This is a genomic window from Chryseobacterium sp. II3a, assembly GCF_057815135.1.
This window is the reverse complement of the sequence record NZ_JBYPZJ010000001.1, coordinates 462777-483947: the sequence shown is the minus strand read 5'-3', so window position 1 is coordinate 483947 and position 21171 is coordinate 462777. Positions and strand designations below refer to the sequence as shown.

Genomic DNA, 21171 nt, shown 5'->3' with positions numbered 1-21171 from the left:
AACTATAGGTTAAAATCATTTTTGGGATTAAAAATATAAATTAAAAAGAAAAACAGAATAGATACTGCTAAAAAATATTGATAATAATGGTTAGCATTCTGTGACTTTACCATTGTTTCTGATCCTGAAGACTTCTTATTAATCGCATCAATGATTCTGTCTGGAGCTTCATTGATATTATTTCCATCAATATACGTTCCTCCTGTAGAACCAGCCATTTTACTTAAGGCTTCTGTCTGCCTTTTGGAAATAACAGTATTTCCATTGACATCTGTTTTATAACCCATCAGCTGCCCCTCATTATACACAGGAACCGGAGCTCCTTCGTCTGTTCCTATTCCTACAGAAGTAATGGTTATCCCTTCTCTATTGGCAAGCCTTATTGCTGCATTATCATTCCCTTCATTATCCTCACCATCACTCAGTAATATCACTTTTCGTGATCCTTTGCTTACATTTTTAAATTTCTCAGTGGCTGCTTCCAGTCCTTTCAGAAAGTCTGTTCCCTGAATCTTCATAGAGTTCGTTTCAATAGCTCCGATATAAGTTTCTGCAGAATTATAGTCTGTTGTTAGAGGCATAATAGATATAGCCTGACCTGCAAAAATGACAATCCCGATTTTATCGTTCTTCATTTTCGACATTGTCTGCATCATCAGGTTTTTGGCTTCTGTAAGACGGCTTGGCTCAATATCTTCAGCATTCATGGAATTGGAAACATCCAGCATAAAAATCACATTATTCAATCTCTGATTGCTTTTTACCTCTTCGGAACCATTCAAAAGATCGATGATTGAAAATATCAGGAATAATGTACCCAACAGATATAATGCAGGAAAAAATCGTGTAAATCCTGAGTTTTTTTCAAATAAATTATCATGAAACTGGCTGGCCGCAAAAATTTCTCTCTTTCTTTTTCTCCATTTTAAAAAACGGATCAAAAAGGAAGCTAACAGAGGCAGCAGCAACAGTAAAAACAAATACCAGTAATTTCCTAAGGACCAACTCATCAGCTTAAAATTTTATAAAATACCCATCTCAATAATGCATCCAGTACCAGCATCGCCAGAGCTGCCCATAAAAAGATCTTGAAATACTCTTCATAATTGTACAGCTTAGACACTTTTACATCAGATTTCTCAAGCTGGTTGATCTCATCATACACTTCTTCAAGGCTGCTGTTTGAAGTCGCTCTGAAATATTTCCCTCCTGTTGTCTGAGCAATTTCTCTCAGCGTATTTTCATCGATCGTTACCTCAGCTTCCGTAAAAATAAGATCTCCAAAGAAATCCACTGCTGTAGGCATCAGCGCATAACCATTGGTTCCTATTCCGATGGTGTATACTTTTATATTATTATTTTTTGCCAGTTCCGCAGCAAGTTGTGGCGGGATCGCGTTTTCAATATTACTTACCCCATCCGTCATCAGAATGATCACCTTACTTTTGGCCTTACTTTTAATTAAATGATTCACAGCAACCGAAAGTCCTTCTCCTATAGCCGTTCCTGGTTCAAGACCATTAGAATTAAGGTTTTTGATCTCATCAATCACGACCTGATGATCTGAAGTTACAGGAACTTTGGTAAATGCTTCTGCTGCATAGGCAACTACTCCAATCCTGTCATTTGGACGCTTCTGAACAAATTTAACAGCAATATCCTTAAGGGCAGTAATACGATCCGGATTTAAATCTTTTGCCAGCATACTGAGTGAGACGTCAATAGACAGCATGATATCTACTCCTTTGGTATCATCTCTATCTTGTGAAACCGTAAAAGTTCTTGGTCTCGCCATGGCAATTATAAGTGCCGAAAGAATAATATATTTTGATATCTTCAGTAGAAAAAGAACTCCTTGTATACCTCCGCTAGTTCCCATGTTTTTTATGGTAGGAACTTTGATGCCTTTTCTTTTCTTTTTACCCCAATCTTTTATCAAAAGAGGAATAAACAGCAGAAAAAGCAGTAAAAACCATGGACTGTAAAACTCAAAATTAAACATCTTTTCTTAAGTTTTCGAATTCTAAATCTTTAGAGGACCTTTTCACAAAGTCTCTGATATCTGCAAAATCCTTTTCCATTGTAGCCTGATCCGGAAATGTTTTGGCAAATTTCACCAAATCTCCTCTCAGGAATACCTCTTCTACAATTTTTTCATTATCCTGAGAAATGGTATTGTTCTTCTTCATAACATCAATAAGATCATCAGTTAAAAGAACATCTGCAGGAAGATGATATTGTCTGGTAATAAAATTTCTTGATATTTCGATCAGTTCTACATAGAATGAGCGGAAATTACCGCCTTCAATATATTTTTTCTTTTTAAGAGAATCCAGCTCCTTCAATGTTTGATTGGTAGCAACTACTGGAGAGCTTTTCGCTTTTCTACCCCATTTTACAATCATGATAATGGCAATAATCAAAGCAATACCTGCCAATGCTGCCAGAATATAAAACTTGTAAAGCTCCCAATAATCCTTGGCTTCAAGTTTTACCTCTTTATTTTTCATAATGTCATTAATCTGGTCTGCTTTCTGAGCTGTATTAATGACTTCTATTTCGTAAGGAATGGTTTTAAGAATCTTATCTCCTACTTTAAATTCCAGTTCAGGAATGGTAAATTTTCCTTCTTCAAAAACAGCAAATTCTATTTTTCTTTCGTATGAATTGGCATTTTGTCCGATACTGTCCTTAGTTTCTTCAAAGTGAAAAGGCAGCAATTCATTTTTGGCTGCAGAGTTCACCTGCTCATCATGGAGATTATCAATCTTTATCACAAGATGATTGGTTTCTCCCAAAGCAATAGTTTTCTTCTCTATATTCGAGGATAGTATCTGTGAAAAAACATTTGCACAGATTAGAAAAGATAGTATTAAAAGTATTTTTCTCAATGTTAAATAATAATAAAGGCTAAAGCCTGATGTTTTATTGACGGGCAAACCCGATGTTATTTTTTCTGAAAATAATTATACAACAATTTTGAATAATCAGCGCCGGTATTTACATTCATAAAACTGGCCGAACTGTTGGCAAAATCTTCCTCCAATGCTCTTAATTTTTGCTTTTGTGCTTCTGCAAAAGTATATCTCCACCTTGCACTGGAAGTATTGGTCCATATTTCTTGCCCGGTTTCAGCATCATACAGCAATGTATACCCTACATCAGGAATTTCATTATCTTTTTCATCATATACCCTCATTCCCAGCAGCTGATGTTTCTTTGATGCCACCCTCAACATTTTAGAATCATATTCGTCCTGAAAGTCTGAGAACAGAAACACCAACGATTTTCTTTTAAAAATCCCCATCATATATTCCAGTGCTTTATCTATTTTAGATTCTGCCGGGATATAGTCTGCAGTAAGGATATTACTGATAATTGAAAGGATATGCTTTCTTCCTTTTTGCGGTGGTATTACTTTATATACTTTATCTGCAAACAGGATCAATCCTACCTTATCATTGTTTCCGGCTGCTGAAAACCCCAAACTGGCAGCAATTTCTGCCACATATTCTCTTTTCAGCTGGGCTTTTGTTCCATAATCCATAGAAGCAGAAATATCTACCACAAGCATCATGGTTAATTCCCTTTCTTCTTCCATCACCTTTACGAAGGGCTCACGGAACCGAGCGGTCTTATTCCAGTCAATTCTTCTGATCTCGTCACCAAACTGATAAGGGCGAACTTCTGAAAAAGTCATTCCCTGCCCTTTAAAGGCACTGTGATATTGCCCCATCAAAGCAGCCTCCGTCTTTTTTCGGGTACGGATTTCTATTTGCTTTACTTTTTTTACAATATCTTTTATCTGCATAGAGGGTTTTATGTTTAAGGTTTTGTAGGTTTGGGCTAAATTACTTTTCCAAATTATTACTTAAACTCAATAGATACATTCAACCATTCGTCATCAAACTTTGGACCGTATTTTTTATAAAAATTAATGGCAGGTTCATTCCAGTTGAGTACCTGGAAAACCATTCCACTATATGCATTTGATTTTCCATATTCTACTGTAGCATCAAACAGAAGCTTTCCGATCTGTTTTCCTCTCATTCTTTCTGTCACTACCAAATCCTCGAGATAGAGTCGTCTGCCTTTCCATGTTGAATATCTATCATAATATAATGAGATCCCTACAATTTCGCCATTCAATTCTGCAACGAAAGCACCCCAAACCGGGGATTTACCAAAGCCATCTTCCGTAAACTCATCCAGAGTTACAGTAACTTCGTGTAATGCTTTTTCGTATTCAGCCAGTTCTTTAATTAATTCCAACATGGAAGCACAATCCTCCTGAACTGCTTTTCTAATAATAACATCACTCATTATGGTGCCTGGATTTTTGCTAAAATTCTATTAATGATCTCTTCTGTTGTGATTTCTTCTGCCTCTGCTTCAAAGGTTAATCCCATTCTGTGTCTCAATACATCTTTAGCCAATGCTTTTACATCTTCAGGAATTACAAAAGCTCTTCCTTTTAAGAAGGCATACGCTCTTGAAGCAATCGCAAGGTTAATGGAAGCTCTTGGAGAAGCTCCGAAACTGATATAGTTTTTAAGTTCGGAAAGTCCGTAGTTTTCCGGATAACGGGTTGCAAAAACCATATCCAGAATATATTTTTCTATTTTTTCATCCAAATAGATCTGATTGATGATTTCCTTTGCATCCACAATATCCTGAAGAGATATCACAGGATTTACCGTTGGCTGATGGGAAGTTGAAACCATTCTCATCACTTGTCTTTCATCTTCAAAAGCAGGATAATCAATGGTACACTTCAGCATGAAACGGTCGCTTTGAGCTTCCGGCAACAGATAAGTTCCCTCTTGATCGATTGGGTTTTGGGTAGCCAATACCAAAAATGGTTTTGGAAGCTTCATGGTTTCATCACCAATAGTAACCTGCTTTTCCTGCATCACTTCTAAAAGCGCTGACTGTACTTTTGCAGGGGCACGGTTGATCTCATCCGCAAGAACAAAATTTGCGAATACCGGACCTTTTTTTATAGAAAAATCATTGTCTTTGATATTGAAAATCATAGTTCCTACAACATCTGCGGGAAGCAAATCCGGCGTAAATTGAATTCTGGAGAACTCACCATGAACAGCATCTGCCAGGGTTTTAATGGCTAAGGTTTTTGCTAATCCCGGAACTCCCTCAAGAAGAACGTGACCATTCCCTAAAAGCCCGACTAACAGACGGTCTACCATGTATTCCTGCCCAATAATCACCTTGTTGATTTCCTGTCTCAGAAGAGAAAATAAGTAGTTTTTTTCTTTTACTTTTTCCGTCAACTGACGGATATCCTCGGCTTGATATGTATCTGACATAGCTTGATTTAAAATAAGTGGTAAATTTCTGATAAATACTTGCATTAATCAACATAATGAATGCCATATTTGAGTTAAAGTTTGTTAAATATTCCGGGTTTAACAAACATTTTTGAATTCAAAACAGATTCTACTGTGATCATTCTATTTTATATTTCAATCTTTTATATTATCATTCAATCCATTATAAAAAATGTTGTGACCAATAATCATCACAACACTTTTTATATCAATTTAAATTTCTTAAAATAAAACCAGAGAAATTACAACTTTGTAATGTTAATTGTAAATGCACCTTCCGGCATATCTACTGAATCTTCGTAAGATCCTATATTGATAAAATATTCTGTTCCTGCGGTTGTTGTAATGGTCATTGTTTCCGCAGAACCTCCACCACCATTATCTTGTGTACCTACGCAAACCAAATTATCACAGGCTCCACTATACACCCCAATTTTAGGATCAAAAGAAGCTGCTCCAGGAGTAGCCTTGATGGTATATTGACTGCCATCTCCTGTAAATTTGAACCATAAACCATCGTTCATTCCATCATTAGCACATGCTAAAATAAATCCATTATTATTGGTGGAAGACATTCCATCAGCCTGTACAAAAGTATAAGGAAACGATGCTGCCTGCAAAGCTCCGGAACATGCATCATTTACAGGGATTGGAGGAATTGTTTTAAAGGTATAATCTGTACAACCGGCAGATTCTCCGTTAGCTGATACAGCAGTTACTTTAAAATAATAATTAGTATCACGGTTCAGAACAATAGATGGAGAAAGATTATAACTTACTCCATTTACAGTTTGATGATTGATAACATCCGTTCCACCAGGGGTTGTCCCTAAAGATAATCGATAAGAAGCAGCTCCCATTACCGATTGCCAGGTAATAGTTGGTGACAAAACCACAAATTGAGCATTATTGGCAGGAGAAATCACAAGGGGACATCCTGGTGCAATATTAGCAGTCAAACCTAAAATAGTTACAGCAGATTTGTAATCTACTCTTATTCCTCCTGGCGGGGACGCCGGATCAGCAACAGCACGATCGCCTTTATAAACAAGAGTGGAATTTTGCAAGTAAGGATAAACACGAAAAACCTCATCAAAATTATTAATATCAATACTTGGTGAGTCTTCTTTTGCAGCAATTATCAGATTATCAACATTATTATAAGCGAACGGAGTGGTAAAAATGACATCAACTTTATTACCATTCTTAGTAACGGTACCTGTAAATACCTGAGTCAATTGAGCCGCGGGAACCCAATCTGTATTGGATGCAAAGGATATTTTTGGAGTATGTCCAAGATAAACGGTCCAATTGGAAGAATCATTAATAACCGCAGAAGGATCAAGGTAAAAAGTAAGCCCTGTAATATTTCCGGCAGCATTGGCATTCACTTCCTGCTTTGGATAAATCTGCTGAACATAGGAATAAGAAAAAAAACTACTTATGGGTGCAGTTCCAACACCTGTGCTTCCGATATTGATATTGATCTGAGCATTAATAGTAATTACTGCAAACAACAGAGACAAAAGTAAAATTCTTTTCATTATTAATAATATTATCATTAAATACAATGCTAATTTAATAATAAAATATGGATTCTTATAATAAAAAAAAATTATTCAATCATTCCTCTTAATTAACATGAAGACCATCAGTACTCATCGCACTATTCATTTGAAAAATTTAAACATTCAACAACAAAAACATTATTAGGTTAAAAACAAAACCAAATACCTATATTTTTAATACATATTTTAATATATTTACACTAAATATCAACGATATGTATAAAAGACTATTTTTTGCAAGTCTATTTCTTACAGCTCTCTTTAAATCACAGACAACAAATGTGACGAATCTGATTTCTGATGCGGTCTATTATGACGGCTATGCTAATCCGGTAGCCACTCCTGTTCCTCCCGGCTTAATCAGACTGGGAAATACAAGATATGCGAGAAAGCTTACAGACTCAGAAATGGATTCCTTTAAAGCAAAAATTGCGATGAGGGTAACCATAGGCGCTCTGTGTGATAATTACGATCGTCTTGGAGAAGTATTCCTTTCCCTTGTTCCTAAAAATCAGGCAACCTATACTACGAATGACCCCAATGTTAAAAGAATTGAAGCGGCGCGATATATCACACCGTTCATGAATAAGAACCGATCACCCATCGAAGTTCCTTACACTTATGATATCAGTAATCTATACAGTGTATTTCATAATACCGAATTGCGAAATGCTTATGATATGTATATGGAGCTTGATGTTTTTGGAGTACCCTATGCTGCTCAAACGCAGGTTGCAGGCTGTGCAGGTAGAATTGACGTATTTTTAGGAAACCTGACTTTCTTTTCAACAGATGTAGGAGCAACCCCTACAGATTATAATACTATTGTTCCTATACTAAGCTATAATAGGCTCAATAACTACAACAGTACTGACGTTACTGGAGAGACAGTAAGACTGGTTACTTTCAATCTTCCTACCGCTGTCACTAATGCTCGCTTTTTTTTAATCTCCACACCACATGGAGCTGGTACAGGTGGTGAAGAATATATTAGAAGACAAAACTACACCTATATAGATGATGTACAGGTATTAACCTATACTCCGGGTGGAATTTCCTGTGAACCTTTCAGAGTATATAATACACAGGGTAACGGAATTTATCAAAGTGCTCCCGCAACATTTGCTCAATGGACTTCATGGAACAACTGGTGCCCAGGTAATTCGGTTCCTATCAGAGGGTTTACTATACCATCTATGACTGCTGGAAATCACACTTTAAAACATACAATCCCTACTGCAGTTTTTAACGGAAAGGATGGTGATGTATTTTTATCGGTTTATATGCAGGGTAAAAGCAATGCTTCTTTAAATGTAAAGGATGTAAAAACCATAGACGTGAATATTTATCCTAATCCCACCACTGACTTCGTCAATATAAAATCAAAAGAGGATGTTGCATCCATGACGCTTTTCAGTATAGATGGAAGAAAACTAACTGAAGTTTACAGAGAGAACAAAATCAATCTTTCATCATACAGTGCAGGAGTTTATTTCTTAAATATTGTTTTGAAAGACGGAACTACTTTTAAGCATAAAATCATCAAAAAATAATCAAACTCCATAGGCTCAAAAAATCAAACATCCCTTAAAAAACTTATGGAAAACACAAAATAATTCATAAAGAACAGTTAATAAAATAATAAAAAACCCTTCTTTGATAAAAATCATCGGAGGGTTTTTAGCTTCATAAAAATTAATAAATATCTAAAAAGGAGTCGTTAAATTTTCTAAAACCTATTATAATCCCATCAAATTTTTGTGTAAAAAGAAAATAATAAATAATCTGTTTTATTAACATTATGGAACTTTTACTTTAATCCTTTCCCCAAAAAATTGTCATTTCCAGTTTATTAAACTATTTTTGGTGATTAAAATTTCTGCAAAATGAATTATCATTTTCAAGCACACAGACAGGTAAGAAGAAACCTTTTAGATATCCTGCAGAACACCTCCCACGAGGATCTTCTGCTGATTCCAGATGGCTTCAACAATAATATTTACTGGAATATTGCCCACACAGTTGCCACTCAGCAGCTTTTACATTATTATTTAAGCGGCAATCCTTTCCGTATTGATAAATATTGGGTTGAAACTTATAAAAAAGGAACTTTACCCAACTTAAATGTTCAAAAATCCGAAGTGGAAGATCTGGAGTTTTTACTTACAGAAACCTCCAAAATTCTAATGAAGGATTATGACAGCGATTTCTTTTCAGATTACACGCCTTATACAACGAGTTTTGGAATGGATCTGAAGAGCATTCAGGATGCTATCATTTTTAACAATATGCATGAAAGCCTGCATTACGGGTATGTAATGGCGCAGAAAAGAGCAATTTTAGGAGAAAAATATTAAAAAGGAAGCTGGAAGAAGGAAGCTGGAAGTTTGTAGTCCTCATAAAACACAACTCCTCTAATCCCGAAACCACATATCCTTAAACATAAAATTATAGACAAATCAATGAAAGACGATTTTATTTTCGGGCTGCGTCCCGTGATTGAAGCAATTGAAGCGGGAAAAACGATTGACAAGATCTTTGTGCAAAATGCACTTCAGGGTCCTATTTATGCTGAACTAAAAGCAATTTTAGCGAAAAATAAAATCCGTCCCAATTATGTTCCGGTTGAAAAACTGAACCGTTTTACAAGAAAAAATCACCAAGGTGTGGTTGCTTTTATTTCGGATGTTCCGTTTCATAAAGTGGAGGATCTTGTTCCACAATTATTTGAGGAAGGTAAAACACCATTCTTATTGATTCTGGACAGACTTACAGATGTAAGAAACTTTGGAGCTATCTGCCGAACAGCAGAATGCGTGGGGATAGATGCTGTAATTATTCCTGAAAAAGGAGCTGCTCCTATCAATTCTGATGCAATCAAAACGTCTGCAGGAGCTATTTATAACATTAAAATCTGTAAGGAAAATAATCTTGCTCATGCAGTAGATTTCCTTCAACAAAGCGGGATTACTGTATTTTCAGCTTCTGAGAAAGCACAAAAATTAATCTATGATGTAGACTTCACAGAACCATGCGCTATTGTTATGGGAAATGAAGAAACAGGTATTTCTAAAGAAGTATTGCATCATTCTGATGAAAAGATAAAACTTCCTATTGAAGGGAAAACTCAATCTCTGAATGTTTCTGTAGCCTGTGGAGCTATCCTGTATGAAGCAGTAAGACAGAAGAGTTTGAAAATAAATTAATTCGATAACACAACACTTAAAAAAATTAGAAAATGAAAAACATAGCAGCAATAGCGCTATTATCATCTATAGCTCTTGTTTCTTGTAAAAAAGAAACGGCAAAAATCACGAAAGTAGATCCTAAGACAGGAAAAACAGTTACTGTAGAAGTTCCCGCAGATTCTGTAGCGAAAGTTGCAGAAAATCCTGCGATCAGAGACTCTGCCGGAATCGTTACTCAAACTTTCAAACTTGAAAAAGGTAAAACTTACCCTCTTACTACTTATCAGAGAGATGTAAAAACAATGACGGATCCTCAGGGAAAAACAATGACGGCAACCTCTGAATCTACAGATGAAATGAATTTCACCGTAAACGAAATCAAAGGAAATGTGTACGAAATGACACTTAACCTTGTTTCTAAAAGAAGTTCTCAATCTGCACAGGGAAAAACAGTTGTAGTAGACACTAAACAGCCTCTTCCTAAAGAAGATGATCTTAAAATGATCTGGAATATCAACAAAGCACTTACCAGCAACAAACTTGATATGAAAATGGATACCAAAGGAAATGTAATTTCTATTACAGGATTCGATGCTGTTTATACCAAAGTTTCAACGGCTTTGGGAACACTTATTAAGGATGCTAATGAAAGAGCTAGTGTTGTTGCAAGTCTTAAGCAGTCTTTTAATGAGAAAGTATTGAAAGATCAGTTCAATAAAAACCTTTCTATCATTCCTAAAAAAGGGGTGAAGATAGGAGAAAAATGGACTACCTCTGAAAATGCAGATCCAAGCGGAGCCATCAAGGTAACTTCAAACTATGTTTTAAAAAGCTTAGGAAACGGAACTGCTGAAATTGCTGTAACCGGGGGAATTCCTAAGAAAACCGAAAAGAAAGCTCAGGGGCCTATCACCCACAGCATGAGCAGTGAACTTGCTCAAAACGGGACCATCAAGTTTGATGAAAATACAGGATGGATCACGAACCAAAACATCAATGTAAAAACTACGCAGATAGAAACCATTTCAGATGGAAAGCAATCTCAATCTATGAAGAGCGTTTCCAATTCTTCTGTAATGGTAAACCCGTCTGCAAAATAATTCAAGCTTAAAAGTGTAAGATTCAATGTTTGATTCTTACACTTTAAACCTTAAATCAATTTATTATGAAGTACATTCTTGAGTTAGTACTTTCCGCCATTATTATTTTCTTTGTCTGGAACATTCTGAAAAGAATTTTTTTCAAGACATTTTACAGCTACAGGTTCAATAACCAACAGCATAATAATTCAAGAGAAGACATTCACAACTCAAATAAGAATAACAAAAAAGACCTTAAATGGGATGCCGAAACCGTAGACTATGAAGAGGTAAAAGAGAGTAATGACAAAAGGTAAAAAATCCAAGAAATAAAAGATAATAACCAGCATGGCAAAAAATAAAAACTTAATTTATATTGCAGTTTCATTAGTAATATTTATAGTTTTAGCATTTTTATATTCCACTCCTGTATTTTCAGGAAAACAGCTTTTCCAGCATGATATTGTTCAATACAGAGGAGGAGCAAAGGAACTTTTAGACTATAGAGCTAACACAGGAAATGAAACATATTGGAGTGACTCCATGTTTGGGGGAATGCCGACTTACCAGATGGGCAGCCAGTTTAAAGGCGATATCATCAAAAAAATCGACAGCAACCTTAATTTCCTGCCTAGACCGGTGAATTATCTCTTCCTGCTTTTTGCAGGTTTTTTCCTTTTGGGAATCGTCGTGGTCAGAAACTGGAAATACGCCTTACTGGGCGCCACTTTCTTTGGTCTTTCCACTTATTTCTATATCATTATTGCTGCAGGACACAATGGAAAAGTAAATACCATTGAATATTTTGCTCCTCTTTTAGCTGGTATTTTATTGGTTTACATCAGAAAACAATACATTTGGGGATTCATTGTCACTACCCTGTTTATGGGACTTCAAATCGCAGCGAATCACCCGCAGATGACCTATTATCTGTTTTTAGCTCTAGGGTTTTTATTCCTTTCTGAGTTAATCAGAGCGATCCAGAAAAAAACTCCGATGAAACATTTCCTGATTTCTTCAGGGATCATTGCGGCTTCTTGTATTATTGGTGTTGGAATGAATTCCCAAAGAATCATGGCCAATTCAGAGTATGTGAAGGAAACCGTTCGTGGAAAACAGATCTTAACCAATGACAGCCATACTTCAGGAAAATCCGGAATGGATAAGGAAAGTATGCTGATGTGGAGTTACGGGCAACTGGAAACTTTAAACCTTTTCATTCCAAGATTAATGGGGGGTGGAAACCAGGAACCGGAGGCGAAGGAAATGATGAATAAGGTACAGGAACTTGTTCAGGAAAATGTAGGCTCACAAGCTGAAATGGACAGAATTTCAAAAGGATTCAGCGGAATGACCTACTGGGGAGACCAACCGGGCACTTCTGGACCAGCTTATCAGGGAGCCATCGTATGTTTCCTTGCCCTATTAGGATTCTTCTTTGCATCGAAAAAATATCGTTATTGGATTTTAGGAGCTTCTATTCTTACTATTTTATTGGCTTGGGGAAGCAACTTTATGCCATTATCTGATTTCTTTATCGATTATGTTCCGTTTTATAATAAATTCAGAGCTCCTTCTTCTATCCTTGTTGTGGTAGAGTTACTATTCCCTCTAATCGCTATTATAGGATTATACAGATTCTTCACGGATGAGAAGCTGACCGAAGAATACAAACAAAAAATCCTGATCTATGTAAGTGGTGGAACATTAGGTTTGTTATTAGTTCTTTTACTATTCGGTAAATCATTACTAGGCTTTTCTACAGCAGGTGAGAAAACTTACTTCCCGCCCTTCTTATTGGATTATTTAGTGGATGAAAGGTATAAGTTATTTAAGGCAGATGCTTTAAAGGCATTTCTTTATGTAGCCATTGCAGCAGTAGCCCTATTCTTGAGTTTAAAGAAAAAGCTTAATCAGAACATTGCTTTAGTCATTATTGGTTTAGTAAGCTTATTTGATCTATGGACAGTCAACAAGCGTTATTTAAATGACGAAAACTATGTAGACAAAATCTTTGCTGAGAATCCTTTCCAGACAGAAAGCTCAGATCTATTGGTAGAAAAAACACAGGGAAATCCAAACCTTGAGTCTATTTTATCTACTGTAAATATTAATAAAGCTTTAGAAACTATTGCAGATAAAGATAAGGCACACTATAGAATTTACAACCAAACCCTAGGGGTTACCAGTGAGACCAATACCTCTTACTTTAAAGCTTCTATCGGAGGGTATCACGCTGTAAAACTGAGAAGATATGATGATGTTTTGAATGCTTATATCAGCAACATCGACAGTGTGAGAACTCCTAAGATCCTTAACTTACTGAATGCAAAATATATGGTTTTCGGAGGTCCTGATCAACCTCAGGTTGTTCCTAACCCTAAGGCCAACGGAAATGCATGGTTTGTAAGTGATCTTAAGTTTGTAGATACTCCTAATGAAGAAATCAAATATATCGGAGAGGTTGACAATAAAAAAACAGCAGTAATCGCCTCTTCTGACAAAGCTTATTTCAGCAATAAACCAGTTCAGGCAGATTCTACAGCATTTATCAATTTAACAACATACCAACCTAACGAGTTAGAATTTAAATCTCAGTCGAAGACTCCTCAATTGGCTGTTTTCTCTGAAGTATACTATCCTCATGGATGGAAAGTTCTTATTGATGAAAAAGAAGTTCCTTATATTAAAGCAGATTATTTACTTCGTGCGGTACATGTTCCTGCAGGAAACCATCACATCAGAATGGTATTTGAACCGGAAGTCATTGAAAAAGGAAAATGGATTTCCCTTTTAAGCTTCGGTTTATTTATTGCACTGGCTGCCTTTGGAGTTTTCTGGATGAATAAGAACAAGAAAAAAGAAACTTTAGTAGAACAGAAAGTCTAATTTAAACTTTGTACTGTGTCATTCTGAATGGAGCATAGCGCTATGAAGAATCTCAAATCAAAATGAAAACATTAGGAACTCATAATTACTATGTCTATATACTGACCAATAAAATAAAAATAGTATTGTACACAGGAGTTACCAATGATTTGAAAAACAGACTATATTGGCATCAGCATCCGGAATCGATCGATAAAAGCTTCACATCAAAATATAAATGATTTTATTTAATTTATTTTGAGCATTTTGATGACATTGAAACCGCAATAGCGAGAGAAAACAAATAAAAGGTTGGACTCGGAAAAAGAAAGAAAACTTAATTACAGAATTCAATTCCGATTGGACGTTTCTGAATGAAGAGGTAGAATAAGATTCTTCACTGCGCTGCGCTTCGTTCAGAATGACAAATGAATAATAGACCATTCATAAAAAATGGAACAGAAGAAAATATTGATTATTACCTATTACTGGCCTCCTGCGGGAGGCCCTGGTGTTCAAAGATGGCTAAAATTTGCAAAATATCTGCCGGATTTTGGATGGAAACCAGTGATCTATACGCCAGAGAACCCAAGCTATCCATTGATGGATGAAACCCTAATGAAGGAGGTTCCTGAAAACATCGAAATCGTTAGAACAAGAATATGGGAACCTTATCAACTGGCAGAAAAGCTAAATAAAAGCAATAAAAAATTCAAAGCCGGTCAATTTGATGTAGGAAAAAATCAAAGCTGGAAATCCAAACTTTCTATATGGGTAAGAGGAAATTTTTTCATTCCTGATGCCAGAGTTTTCTGGGTAAAACCTTCTATTAAATTTCTGGAAAAATATTTACAGGAAAATAAGATTGATACCATTGTAACTTCCGGCCCACCCCACTCTCTTCACCTGATTGGATTAGGCCTGAAAAATAAGCTACCGAATTTAAAATGGATTGCTGATTTTCGTGATCCGTGGACGGAGATTTCCTACTACAAACACTTGAAGCTTACCAAGAGTTCTGACAAAAAGCATCGCCAGCTGGAAAGTGCTGTCTTTAAAAATGCGGACATTACTTTGGCAACAAGTTACACTGATGCTGAAAATTTCAGAAAAGCCGGAGCCAATGCGATTTGTATCACCAACGGTTTTGATGAAAGTGATTCAAATGAAACAGATGCGGCACAAAAAGATACCCGTATAACCTTTACTCTAAGTTATATAGGAGTTCTGGAACAGCTTAGAAACCCGGAAAACCTTTGGAAAGCACTGGATGAACTGGTAAAGGAAAATGAAGAATTTGCAAAGTCTTTCAGCCTAAAATTTGTGGGCAGAATTGATGATAAGATTCTTCATTCGATAGAAAACTCGGGTTTGAAAAATCATATTTTAAATCTGGGCTATCTTTCACACGGGAAAGCTGTTGAAGAAATGCAGACTTCAGAAATACTGTTGATTACCAACTTCCCGAATGAATCTTCAAAAGGAATTATCCCCGGAAAAATATTTGAATATCTCGCTTCTGGAAAACAGATCCTTTCATTTGGTCCGGATCAGGCTGATGTAGCAAGAATATTGGAAGAAACCCATGTCGGAAAACATTTCGGCTATAATGATTCCGAAACTGTAAAAAGATTCATCCTTGAAAAATTTGAACTTTGGAAAGACGGAAAGCTTACTGAAAAAACTCAAAAGATCGAACAGTTTTCCAGAAAAAATCTCACCCAACAACTGACTGAAATTTTATAGAGAAAGGAAGCTGGAGGCAGGAAGTTATAGAATTGAGAAAAACAATTGTATTTTCATTTTCAAATGTAATTAAAAACTACAGACGTTTTTTATCACTTGAAATTCTTCCAGCTTCCTACATCCAGCTTCTAGCTTTTAAATTGTCCATTGATCATTCACAACAGCAATCAGGTAATATTTTCCCTGAAACTCTTCAAACACAAAACGAAGTGTTTTCCAATCCATTTCACCATTCTTTTCAGTCCCTTTGATGTAGTTTTCTGTAAAATCTTTCTTAGCGTAGATTTTCTCAAGATTATTCAGGGAGTTCCCACCTCCTATAAATTTATTCAGTGAATATTGAGAAGTGGTAAAATCACCTGAAAATACCCATTTTCCAAGATAATCATTAATGGTTGCTTTATAAGGATCTCCGGAACCATCCTTAGCTCCCCAGGTAAATAGTGTTTTTGTAGGCTGGTATTTCTCAAACTCTTCTTTCGAGAAATGTTTATCTCCTTTCGGATCTACAAAAGCATACATGGAGAAACTAATTCCTTTTTCAGGATGAATTAATGATGCGAATGTTTTATAATCTTTAGCTTTTAGAGCCTTCAACACCTCATCATTAACCATTTTAATATCGCCTTCTTTCTTCATTTTCTCCTTAGCAAGTGCAGCACTATCCAATGGTTTTACACGGGTAATAGTATCAATTTCGCTAGGGACCGGCTTTCCAGCCTCTTTCTTACAGGCCACTGCCAGACTCAGCATAAGGACTGAAACGAATAGTTTTTTCATATCTTTTAGTTTTGCAATAACTAGAAAAACACCAAAACTAATGCCAATGCAAGATACGGAGTATAATAGTCTCCAATCAAAAATATTCGTTTATGGCTTTCCTTTCTAGACTACACTGTTTCTCATCTATCCATCTATTATCTACTCGTCTATCATCTCAATATCTATTATCTCTTCCCTCTTGAATACTTTCTCCCAATTACATCGTACCTTTGGGATATGGAAATTTTGGATATTCTCATTATAGGAGCAGGCCCTATTGGCATCAACTGTGCCATTGAAGCCCAGAAAAACAACCTGAGCTATTTAATCATAGAAAAAGGAACCATTGTCAACTCGCTGTACAATTACCCTTTATACATGAGGTTCTTTTCAACTGCTGAAAAACTGGAAATTGATGGAACTCCTTTTATTTCCACAGCTCCCAAACCAGGAAGACAGGATGCTTTGGAATATTATCAAGGAATTGCACGACAAAAAGAACTGAATATTCATCTCTATGAAAAAGTACTGAATGTATACAAAACACTTGATGTATTTGATATTGAAACCACAAAAAAAAACTATAAAGCTAAAAATGTAGTGATTGCCACAGGATTTTATGATATTCCGAACCTTATGAATATTCCGGGTGAAGAACTTCCGAAGGTGAAACATTATTATACAGAACCTTATCCGTATGCAAGGCAGAAATTGGTAGTGGTAGGATCAAGCAATTCTGCTGTGGATGCAGCTCTTGAAACTTATAGAAAAGGAGCTGAAGTGACCATGATTATCCGCCATTCCGAGATTTCAAAAAGTGTAAAATATTGGGTAAAACCAGATATTGAAAACCGGATTGCGGAAGGAAGCATTAAGGCTTATTTTAATGCTGAAATGATGGAGGTAAAAGAAAATTCAGTAATTTTTAAGGATGAAAACAGCCAGACTCATGAAATTACAAATGATTTTGTACTGGCCATGACCGGCTATCTTCCGGATTTTCAATTTCTGAAAAGTTCCGGAATTGACCTGGATGGAGATTGTATGAATCCATTTTACAACCCTCAAACCATGGAAACGAATGTCCCTAATCTATATCTTGCAGGAGTAGTCTGCGGCGGAAAGGATACCCATCTTTGGTTCATCGAAAATTCAAGAATTCATGCTGGGATGATTATCAGTTCTATCCTATCTAAATAACCTGCAGATCGATCGTAATTCTAGTTATAAAATCAGTATTAAAAAGAGACTGAAAGATGGTGAGATAAATGCAAAAAATATGAACAGTAACCATTTATTTTTCGGGATACTTTTCCTTCTTCCGGTCATGAGTTGAAAACATGGGCACAGACAAGGTAAATATCCTGATATTCCCATTTTTCCACCCACCTTTAGCAATACAGCCTGTAGTAAAGGATATGATTCATATCTTTTATAATGATTTGGTCGTAATTTTTAAACACAATGGGACAGCATAAGCTTTTATTCTGTTAAAACTGGTGTGAGTACACTTTATATTTTAACGGTATAAGCCTCCCTATTTACAACTCTTTACAAATAAATTTAAAGCAGCTCAAAAATGAGCTGCTTTATAATTTCATATAATTATGATTTTATTCAAAAAAATTTATTACCCATAAAAAAATAGCATTCTATTTTTTAAACACAATATAATTTCCAGCGAAAACTCCAATGCAAACAAATGTAAATCAATAATTTAACATAAAATAATATATCTCAAATGCATGATATAAATTCATATTTTTAAAGAAGTTATTATCGAGTTAATAGCAGAAAAAAAACAAAAAAAATAAAAACATGAAAAAAAAAATCTACCTGTTTGGGGCTATTGTTGCCATAGGCTGCCAAAGTCTTTACTCACAGAACTTTTGGAAAAAAACAAAAATCAATGAGAGGAATGTAATTGAATCCAAAAGGAACATCGGAATTGATTATTCCAATGCCTATATTTTGGATATCAATCAACTGAAATCAGCATTACAAAATGCACCTGTATCAAAAACAGGGGCTGCAACCCAATCTACTGTAACCATAGACTTTCCCGGATTAGATGGAAAGTTTGAAAAATACAGTGTCCTTGAAACTTCAAACATGGCTCCGGAATTGGCAGCAAAATTCCCAGATATTAAATCCTACAGAGGAACATCTGTAAATAATTCTGGAAAAACAATCAGCTTTGGTCTTTCACCAAAAGGAGTGAATATCATCATATTCAGCCCGGGCCAAAAACCAACGGTAATTGAACCAGCAACAAAAGATGCTTCCGTATATTTGGTAAGTCCGGCAGTTCCGGAAATGCTTTCAAAAATCAATAATTTCGAATGTCAGATTCAGGAAAAAAATGCTGGCGCTGCCGCCAAAGTATTTCCTACTGATAATACCAATGACCAAAGATTCAGAACCTATAGGCTGGCAGCATCTACTGATGGGGAATTTAGTGAATATCATGGTGGTACTCTAGCTAACTCAATAGCAGCTATCAATAACTTAATGAGTTATATTAATCCTGTTTATGAGAGAGATCTTTCCATACATATGAATCTGGTGGCCAATAATGATCAACTTATTTTCCTGGATAAAACGACAGATCCATATTCAACATATGCAAGCTCACAAACATTAGATCAGGAAATTAAAAATACCCTTAATAATACTATCGGCAACGGTAATTATGATCTGGGAATGTTATTTTCCAACCAGAATACAGGCGGTGGAAAAGCTTCTGAAATAGGTTCCGTGTGTAATGGTGGATTCGCATATATTGGTGGATTTACTCCCGAAGGATTCATCTATGCAATTGCAGCAGCTCATGAAATGGGACATATGTTTGGTGCCAACCATACCTTTTCAAAACCTGAAAATGTAACTATAATACCAATGTTTTTGGGTCAACCTCAATCCGCTCAGGTAATTTTACCTGAAACAGGTGCTAATAGGGAGACGGGAAGCGGAGTAACTGTTATGGGATATCCTGGGGTAACAGGCGTGTATGATGTAGCGGATAAATTCAATGACCAGTTTCTGCATTATAGCATCAGCCAGATCAACAAATATGTCAAAACAACCAGTTGTGCTACTATAACAGAATTAGCCAATAATCCCCCAATAGTAAATGCTGGATCTGATTATACAATTCCCAAGGGAACAGCATTTAAGTTGACGGCTACTGGAACTGATCCTGATAATAATAGTCTAACCTACTCCTGGGAAGAGTCAGATATTGCTGCACCTAATCCAAATTTTGAAGTAGATTTCCTTGAATTGCTTTTAAATCCGGCAGGTGTTGTACAAAATCAAATTGCTCCCAAAATGAAATTTACCTATCCTGATCGTAATTCTGCTGTAAATCCAAATTTTAGAGTATATTCTCCCACTTCAAGCCCTACAAGATACTTACCTCCTCTCAACGAAGTTCTTGAAGGCAGCTTATACAGCACTTGGAATATGACCTCTGATGTGGCCCGAAGTATGAAATTCATAAGTTTGGTAAGAGATAATGCTACTGGTGGCGGACAGACAACAACAGATGAAGCCATCGTAAATGTAGATGCAAGCACTGGCCCATTCAAAATTACATCCCTCTCACTAAACCAAAACTATTCACCAGGATCCTCTCATCTTTTAAAATGGAATGTTGCTGAAACCAATGCCGCACCGATTAATACTCAGGCTGTAAATATTTTGATCTCAACAGATGGCGGAGCTACTTTCACACCACTTGTTTCCAATACCTCTAATGATGGTGAGGAAATGATCACCATTCCTTCCACATCTTCACAGAAGGCATTTATCATTGTAGAATCTGTAGGAAATATTTATTATGCTGCAAGCCCGGCATTCGCTATTGGGTATAATATAACGATGAACTGTACCCAATATCCGGCTGATGGTACTTTTGCTTTCAGCCCTGGGTCACCGGCAAACATTACTATCAATGTTTCCAATACAACATTGATTGAGGATATCAATATTATCATGGACCTTACCTACACCGATATTAAAGAATCAGCATTATTGCTTAAAGGTCCCGGAGATCAAAGCAATCAGATATTCTGGCTAGGAAACTGTTCAGGAACAAATATATTAAAAGCTACTTTTGATCAGGAAGGAGAATCTCCGGTGGTCAATTGCAATAATCTTGGAACCAATCCACATATAGAGCCTATAAGACTGGATCTGAGCAAATATTATGGCCAAAGTCCAAACGGAAACTGGATTATCAAAGCACTGCATACTTCAGATGTACTGAACAATGTTACAGCAAACACTTCTTCAGGAACTGTAAAGGCTGCAGCCATCGAACTTTGTACCAGACAACCAATCTCTACACTTGCAGTAAATGATGCAGCTATAGAGAAAGATGGATTCGAGATTTATCCTAACCCATCCAATGGAAAATTCAATGTCCTGATGAAGAAAAATATAGCATCAGAGGTACACATCTTTGATATTGCAGGAAGATTGGTACACAGTCAGAGCAGTATTACCAATGATACCCGAATAGACCTGACCAGCTTTGCCAAAGGAAACTACATTATGGTCTTCAATGCAGGTGGTAAAAAAGTGGCTAAAAAGGTCATTATCAAATAAA

18 protein-coding genes are annotated in these 21171 nt (G+C 36.1%); 10 read left to right on the top strand and 8 right to left on the bottom strand.

Going from position 1 to position 21171, the window contains the following annotated elements; genetic code table 11:
* Nucleotides 1-2: 2 nt before the first annotated feature.
* The 7 genes from AC3HD6_RS02170 to AC3HD6_RS02140 form a co-directional block, all read right to left on the bottom strand.
* Complete coding sequence (locus AC3HD6_RS02170) at nt 3-1010, bottom strand: vWA domain-containing protein (protein WP_488894861.1); 1008 nt, start codon at nt 1008-1010, stop codon at nt 3-5.
* Nucleotides 1010-2002 carry a VWA domain-containing protein gene (locus tag AC3HD6_RS02165; protein WP_068944181.1) on the bottom strand — a complete coding sequence of 331 codons (993 nt, stop codon included), beginning with the start codon at nt 2000-2002 and terminating at the stop codon, nt 1010-1012. The genes AC3HD6_RS02170 and AC3HD6_RS02165 overlap by 1 nt, the downstream gene beginning before the upstream one ends.
* Nucleotides 1995-2891 (bottom strand): BatD family protein, encoded by an 897-nt coding sequence (locus tag AC3HD6_RS02160; protein ID WP_488894860.1) that lies wholly within the window; start codon nt 2889-2891, stop codon nt 1995-1997. The genes AC3HD6_RS02165 and AC3HD6_RS02160 overlap by 8 nt, the downstream gene beginning before the upstream one ends.
* 56 nt (nt 2892-2947) lie before the next feature.
* Nucleotides 2948-3811 carry a DUF58 domain-containing protein gene (locus AC3HD6_RS02155; protein WP_488894859.1) on the bottom strand — a complete coding sequence of 288 codons (864 nt, stop codon included), beginning with the start codon at nt 3809-3811 and terminating at the stop codon, nt 2948-2950.
* Nucleotides 3812-3867: 56 nt separating this feature from the next.
* Complete coding sequence (locus AC3HD6_RS02150) at nt 3868-4323, bottom strand: GNAT family N-acetyltransferase (protein ID WP_488894858.1); 456 nt, start codon at nt 4321-4323, stop codon at nt 3868-3870.
* Nucleotides 4323-5327: an AAA family ATPase gene (locus AC3HD6_RS02145; RefSeq protein WP_488894857.1), complete on the bottom strand. Its 1005-nt coding sequence runs from the start codon at nt 5325-5327 to the stop codon at nt 4323-4325. The genes AC3HD6_RS02150 and AC3HD6_RS02145 overlap by 1 nt, the downstream gene beginning before the upstream one ends.
* A 263-nt stretch (nt 5328-5590) precedes the next feature.
* Complete coding sequence (locus tag AC3HD6_RS02140; protein ID WP_488894856.1) at nt 5591-6892, bottom strand: hypothetical protein; 1302 nt, start codon at nt 6890-6892, stop codon at nt 5591-5593.
* Nucleotides 6893-7131: 239 nt separating this feature from the next.
* On the opposite strand from AC3HD6_RS02140, the gene AC3HD6_RS02135 reads away from it, so the two are divergent.
* The 8 genes from AC3HD6_RS02135 (at nt 7132) to AC3HD6_RS02100 (ending at nt 15797) form a co-directional block, all read left to right on the top strand.
* Nucleotides 7132-8469 (top strand): peptide-N-glycosidase F-related protein, encoded by a 1338-nt coding sequence (locus tag AC3HD6_RS02135; protein WP_488894855.1) that lies wholly within the window; start codon nt 7132-7134, stop codon nt 8467-8469.
* Nucleotides 8470-8802: 333 nt separating this feature from the next.
* Nucleotides 8803-9273, top strand: a complete 471-nt coding sequence (locus AC3HD6_RS02130) for a DinB family protein (protein ID WP_066694648.1) — start codon at nt 8803-8805, stop codon at nt 9271-9273.
* 105 nt (nt 9274-9378) lie between these two features.
* A complete protein-coding gene (rlmB, locus tag AC3HD6_RS02125) occupies nt 9379-10122 on the top strand; it encodes a 23S rRNA (guanosine(2251)-2'-O)-methyltransferase RlmB (protein WP_066694653.1) in 744 nt (247 codons plus the stop codon).
* A 32-nt stretch (nt 10123-10154) separates the two neighbouring features.
* On the top strand, nt 10155-11204 hold the full coding sequence (locus AC3HD6_RS02120) for a DUF6263 family protein (RefSeq protein WP_068944186.1): 1050 nt from the start codon (nt 10155-10157) through the stop codon (nt 11202-11204).
* 65 nt (nt 11205-11269) lie between these two features.
* Complete coding sequence (locus AC3HD6_RS02115) at nt 11270-11500, top strand: hypothetical protein (protein WP_123857160.1); 231 nt, start codon at nt 11270-11272, stop codon at nt 11498-11500.
* A 31-nt stretch (nt 11501-11531) separates the two neighbouring features.
* Nucleotides 11532-14072, top strand: a complete 2541-nt coding sequence (locus AC3HD6_RS02110) for a YfhO family protein (protein WP_488894854.1) — start codon at nt 11532-11534, stop codon at nt 14070-14072.
* 62 nt (nt 14073-14134) lie between these two features.
* The gene (locus tag AC3HD6_RS02105) at nt 14135-14293 is read left to right on the top strand and encodes a GIY-YIG nuclease family protein (protein WP_488894853.1); all 159 of its coding nucleotides are present in this window, start codon (nt 14135-14137) and stop codon (nt 14291-14293) included.
* A gap of 211 nt (nt 14294-14504) precedes the next feature.
* The gene (locus AC3HD6_RS02100; RefSeq protein WP_488894852.1) at nt 14505-15797 is read left to right on the top strand and encodes a glycosyltransferase family 4 protein; all 1293 of its coding nucleotides are present in this window, start codon (nt 14505-14507) and stop codon (nt 15795-15797) included.
* A gap of 135 nt (nt 15798-15932) precedes the next feature.
* Here the strand turns inward: AC3HD6_RS02100 and AC3HD6_RS02095 are convergent, their stop codons facing one another.
* Entirely contained in the window at nt 15933-16577 is a 645-nt protein-coding gene (locus AC3HD6_RS02095) for a hypothetical protein (RefSeq protein WP_488894851.1), read from the bottom strand.
* A gap of 219 nt (nt 16578-16796) precedes the next feature.
* On the opposite strand from AC3HD6_RS02095, the gene AC3HD6_RS02090 reads away from it, so the two are divergent.
* Together AC3HD6_RS02090 and AC3HD6_RS02085 are read left to right on the top strand one after the other, a co-directional pair.
* A complete protein-coding gene (locus AC3HD6_RS02090; RefSeq protein ID WP_488894850.1) occupies nt 16797-17759 on the top strand; it encodes a YpdA family putative bacillithiol disulfide reductase in 963 nt (320 codons plus the stop codon).
* A gap of 618 nt (nt 17760-18377) precedes the next feature.
* Entirely contained in the window at nt 18378-21170 is a 2793-nt protein-coding gene (locus tag AC3HD6_RS02085) for a reprolysin-like metallopeptidase (RefSeq protein WP_488894849.1), read from the top strand.
* The last annotated feature ends 1 nt before the right edge of the window (nt 21171 follow it).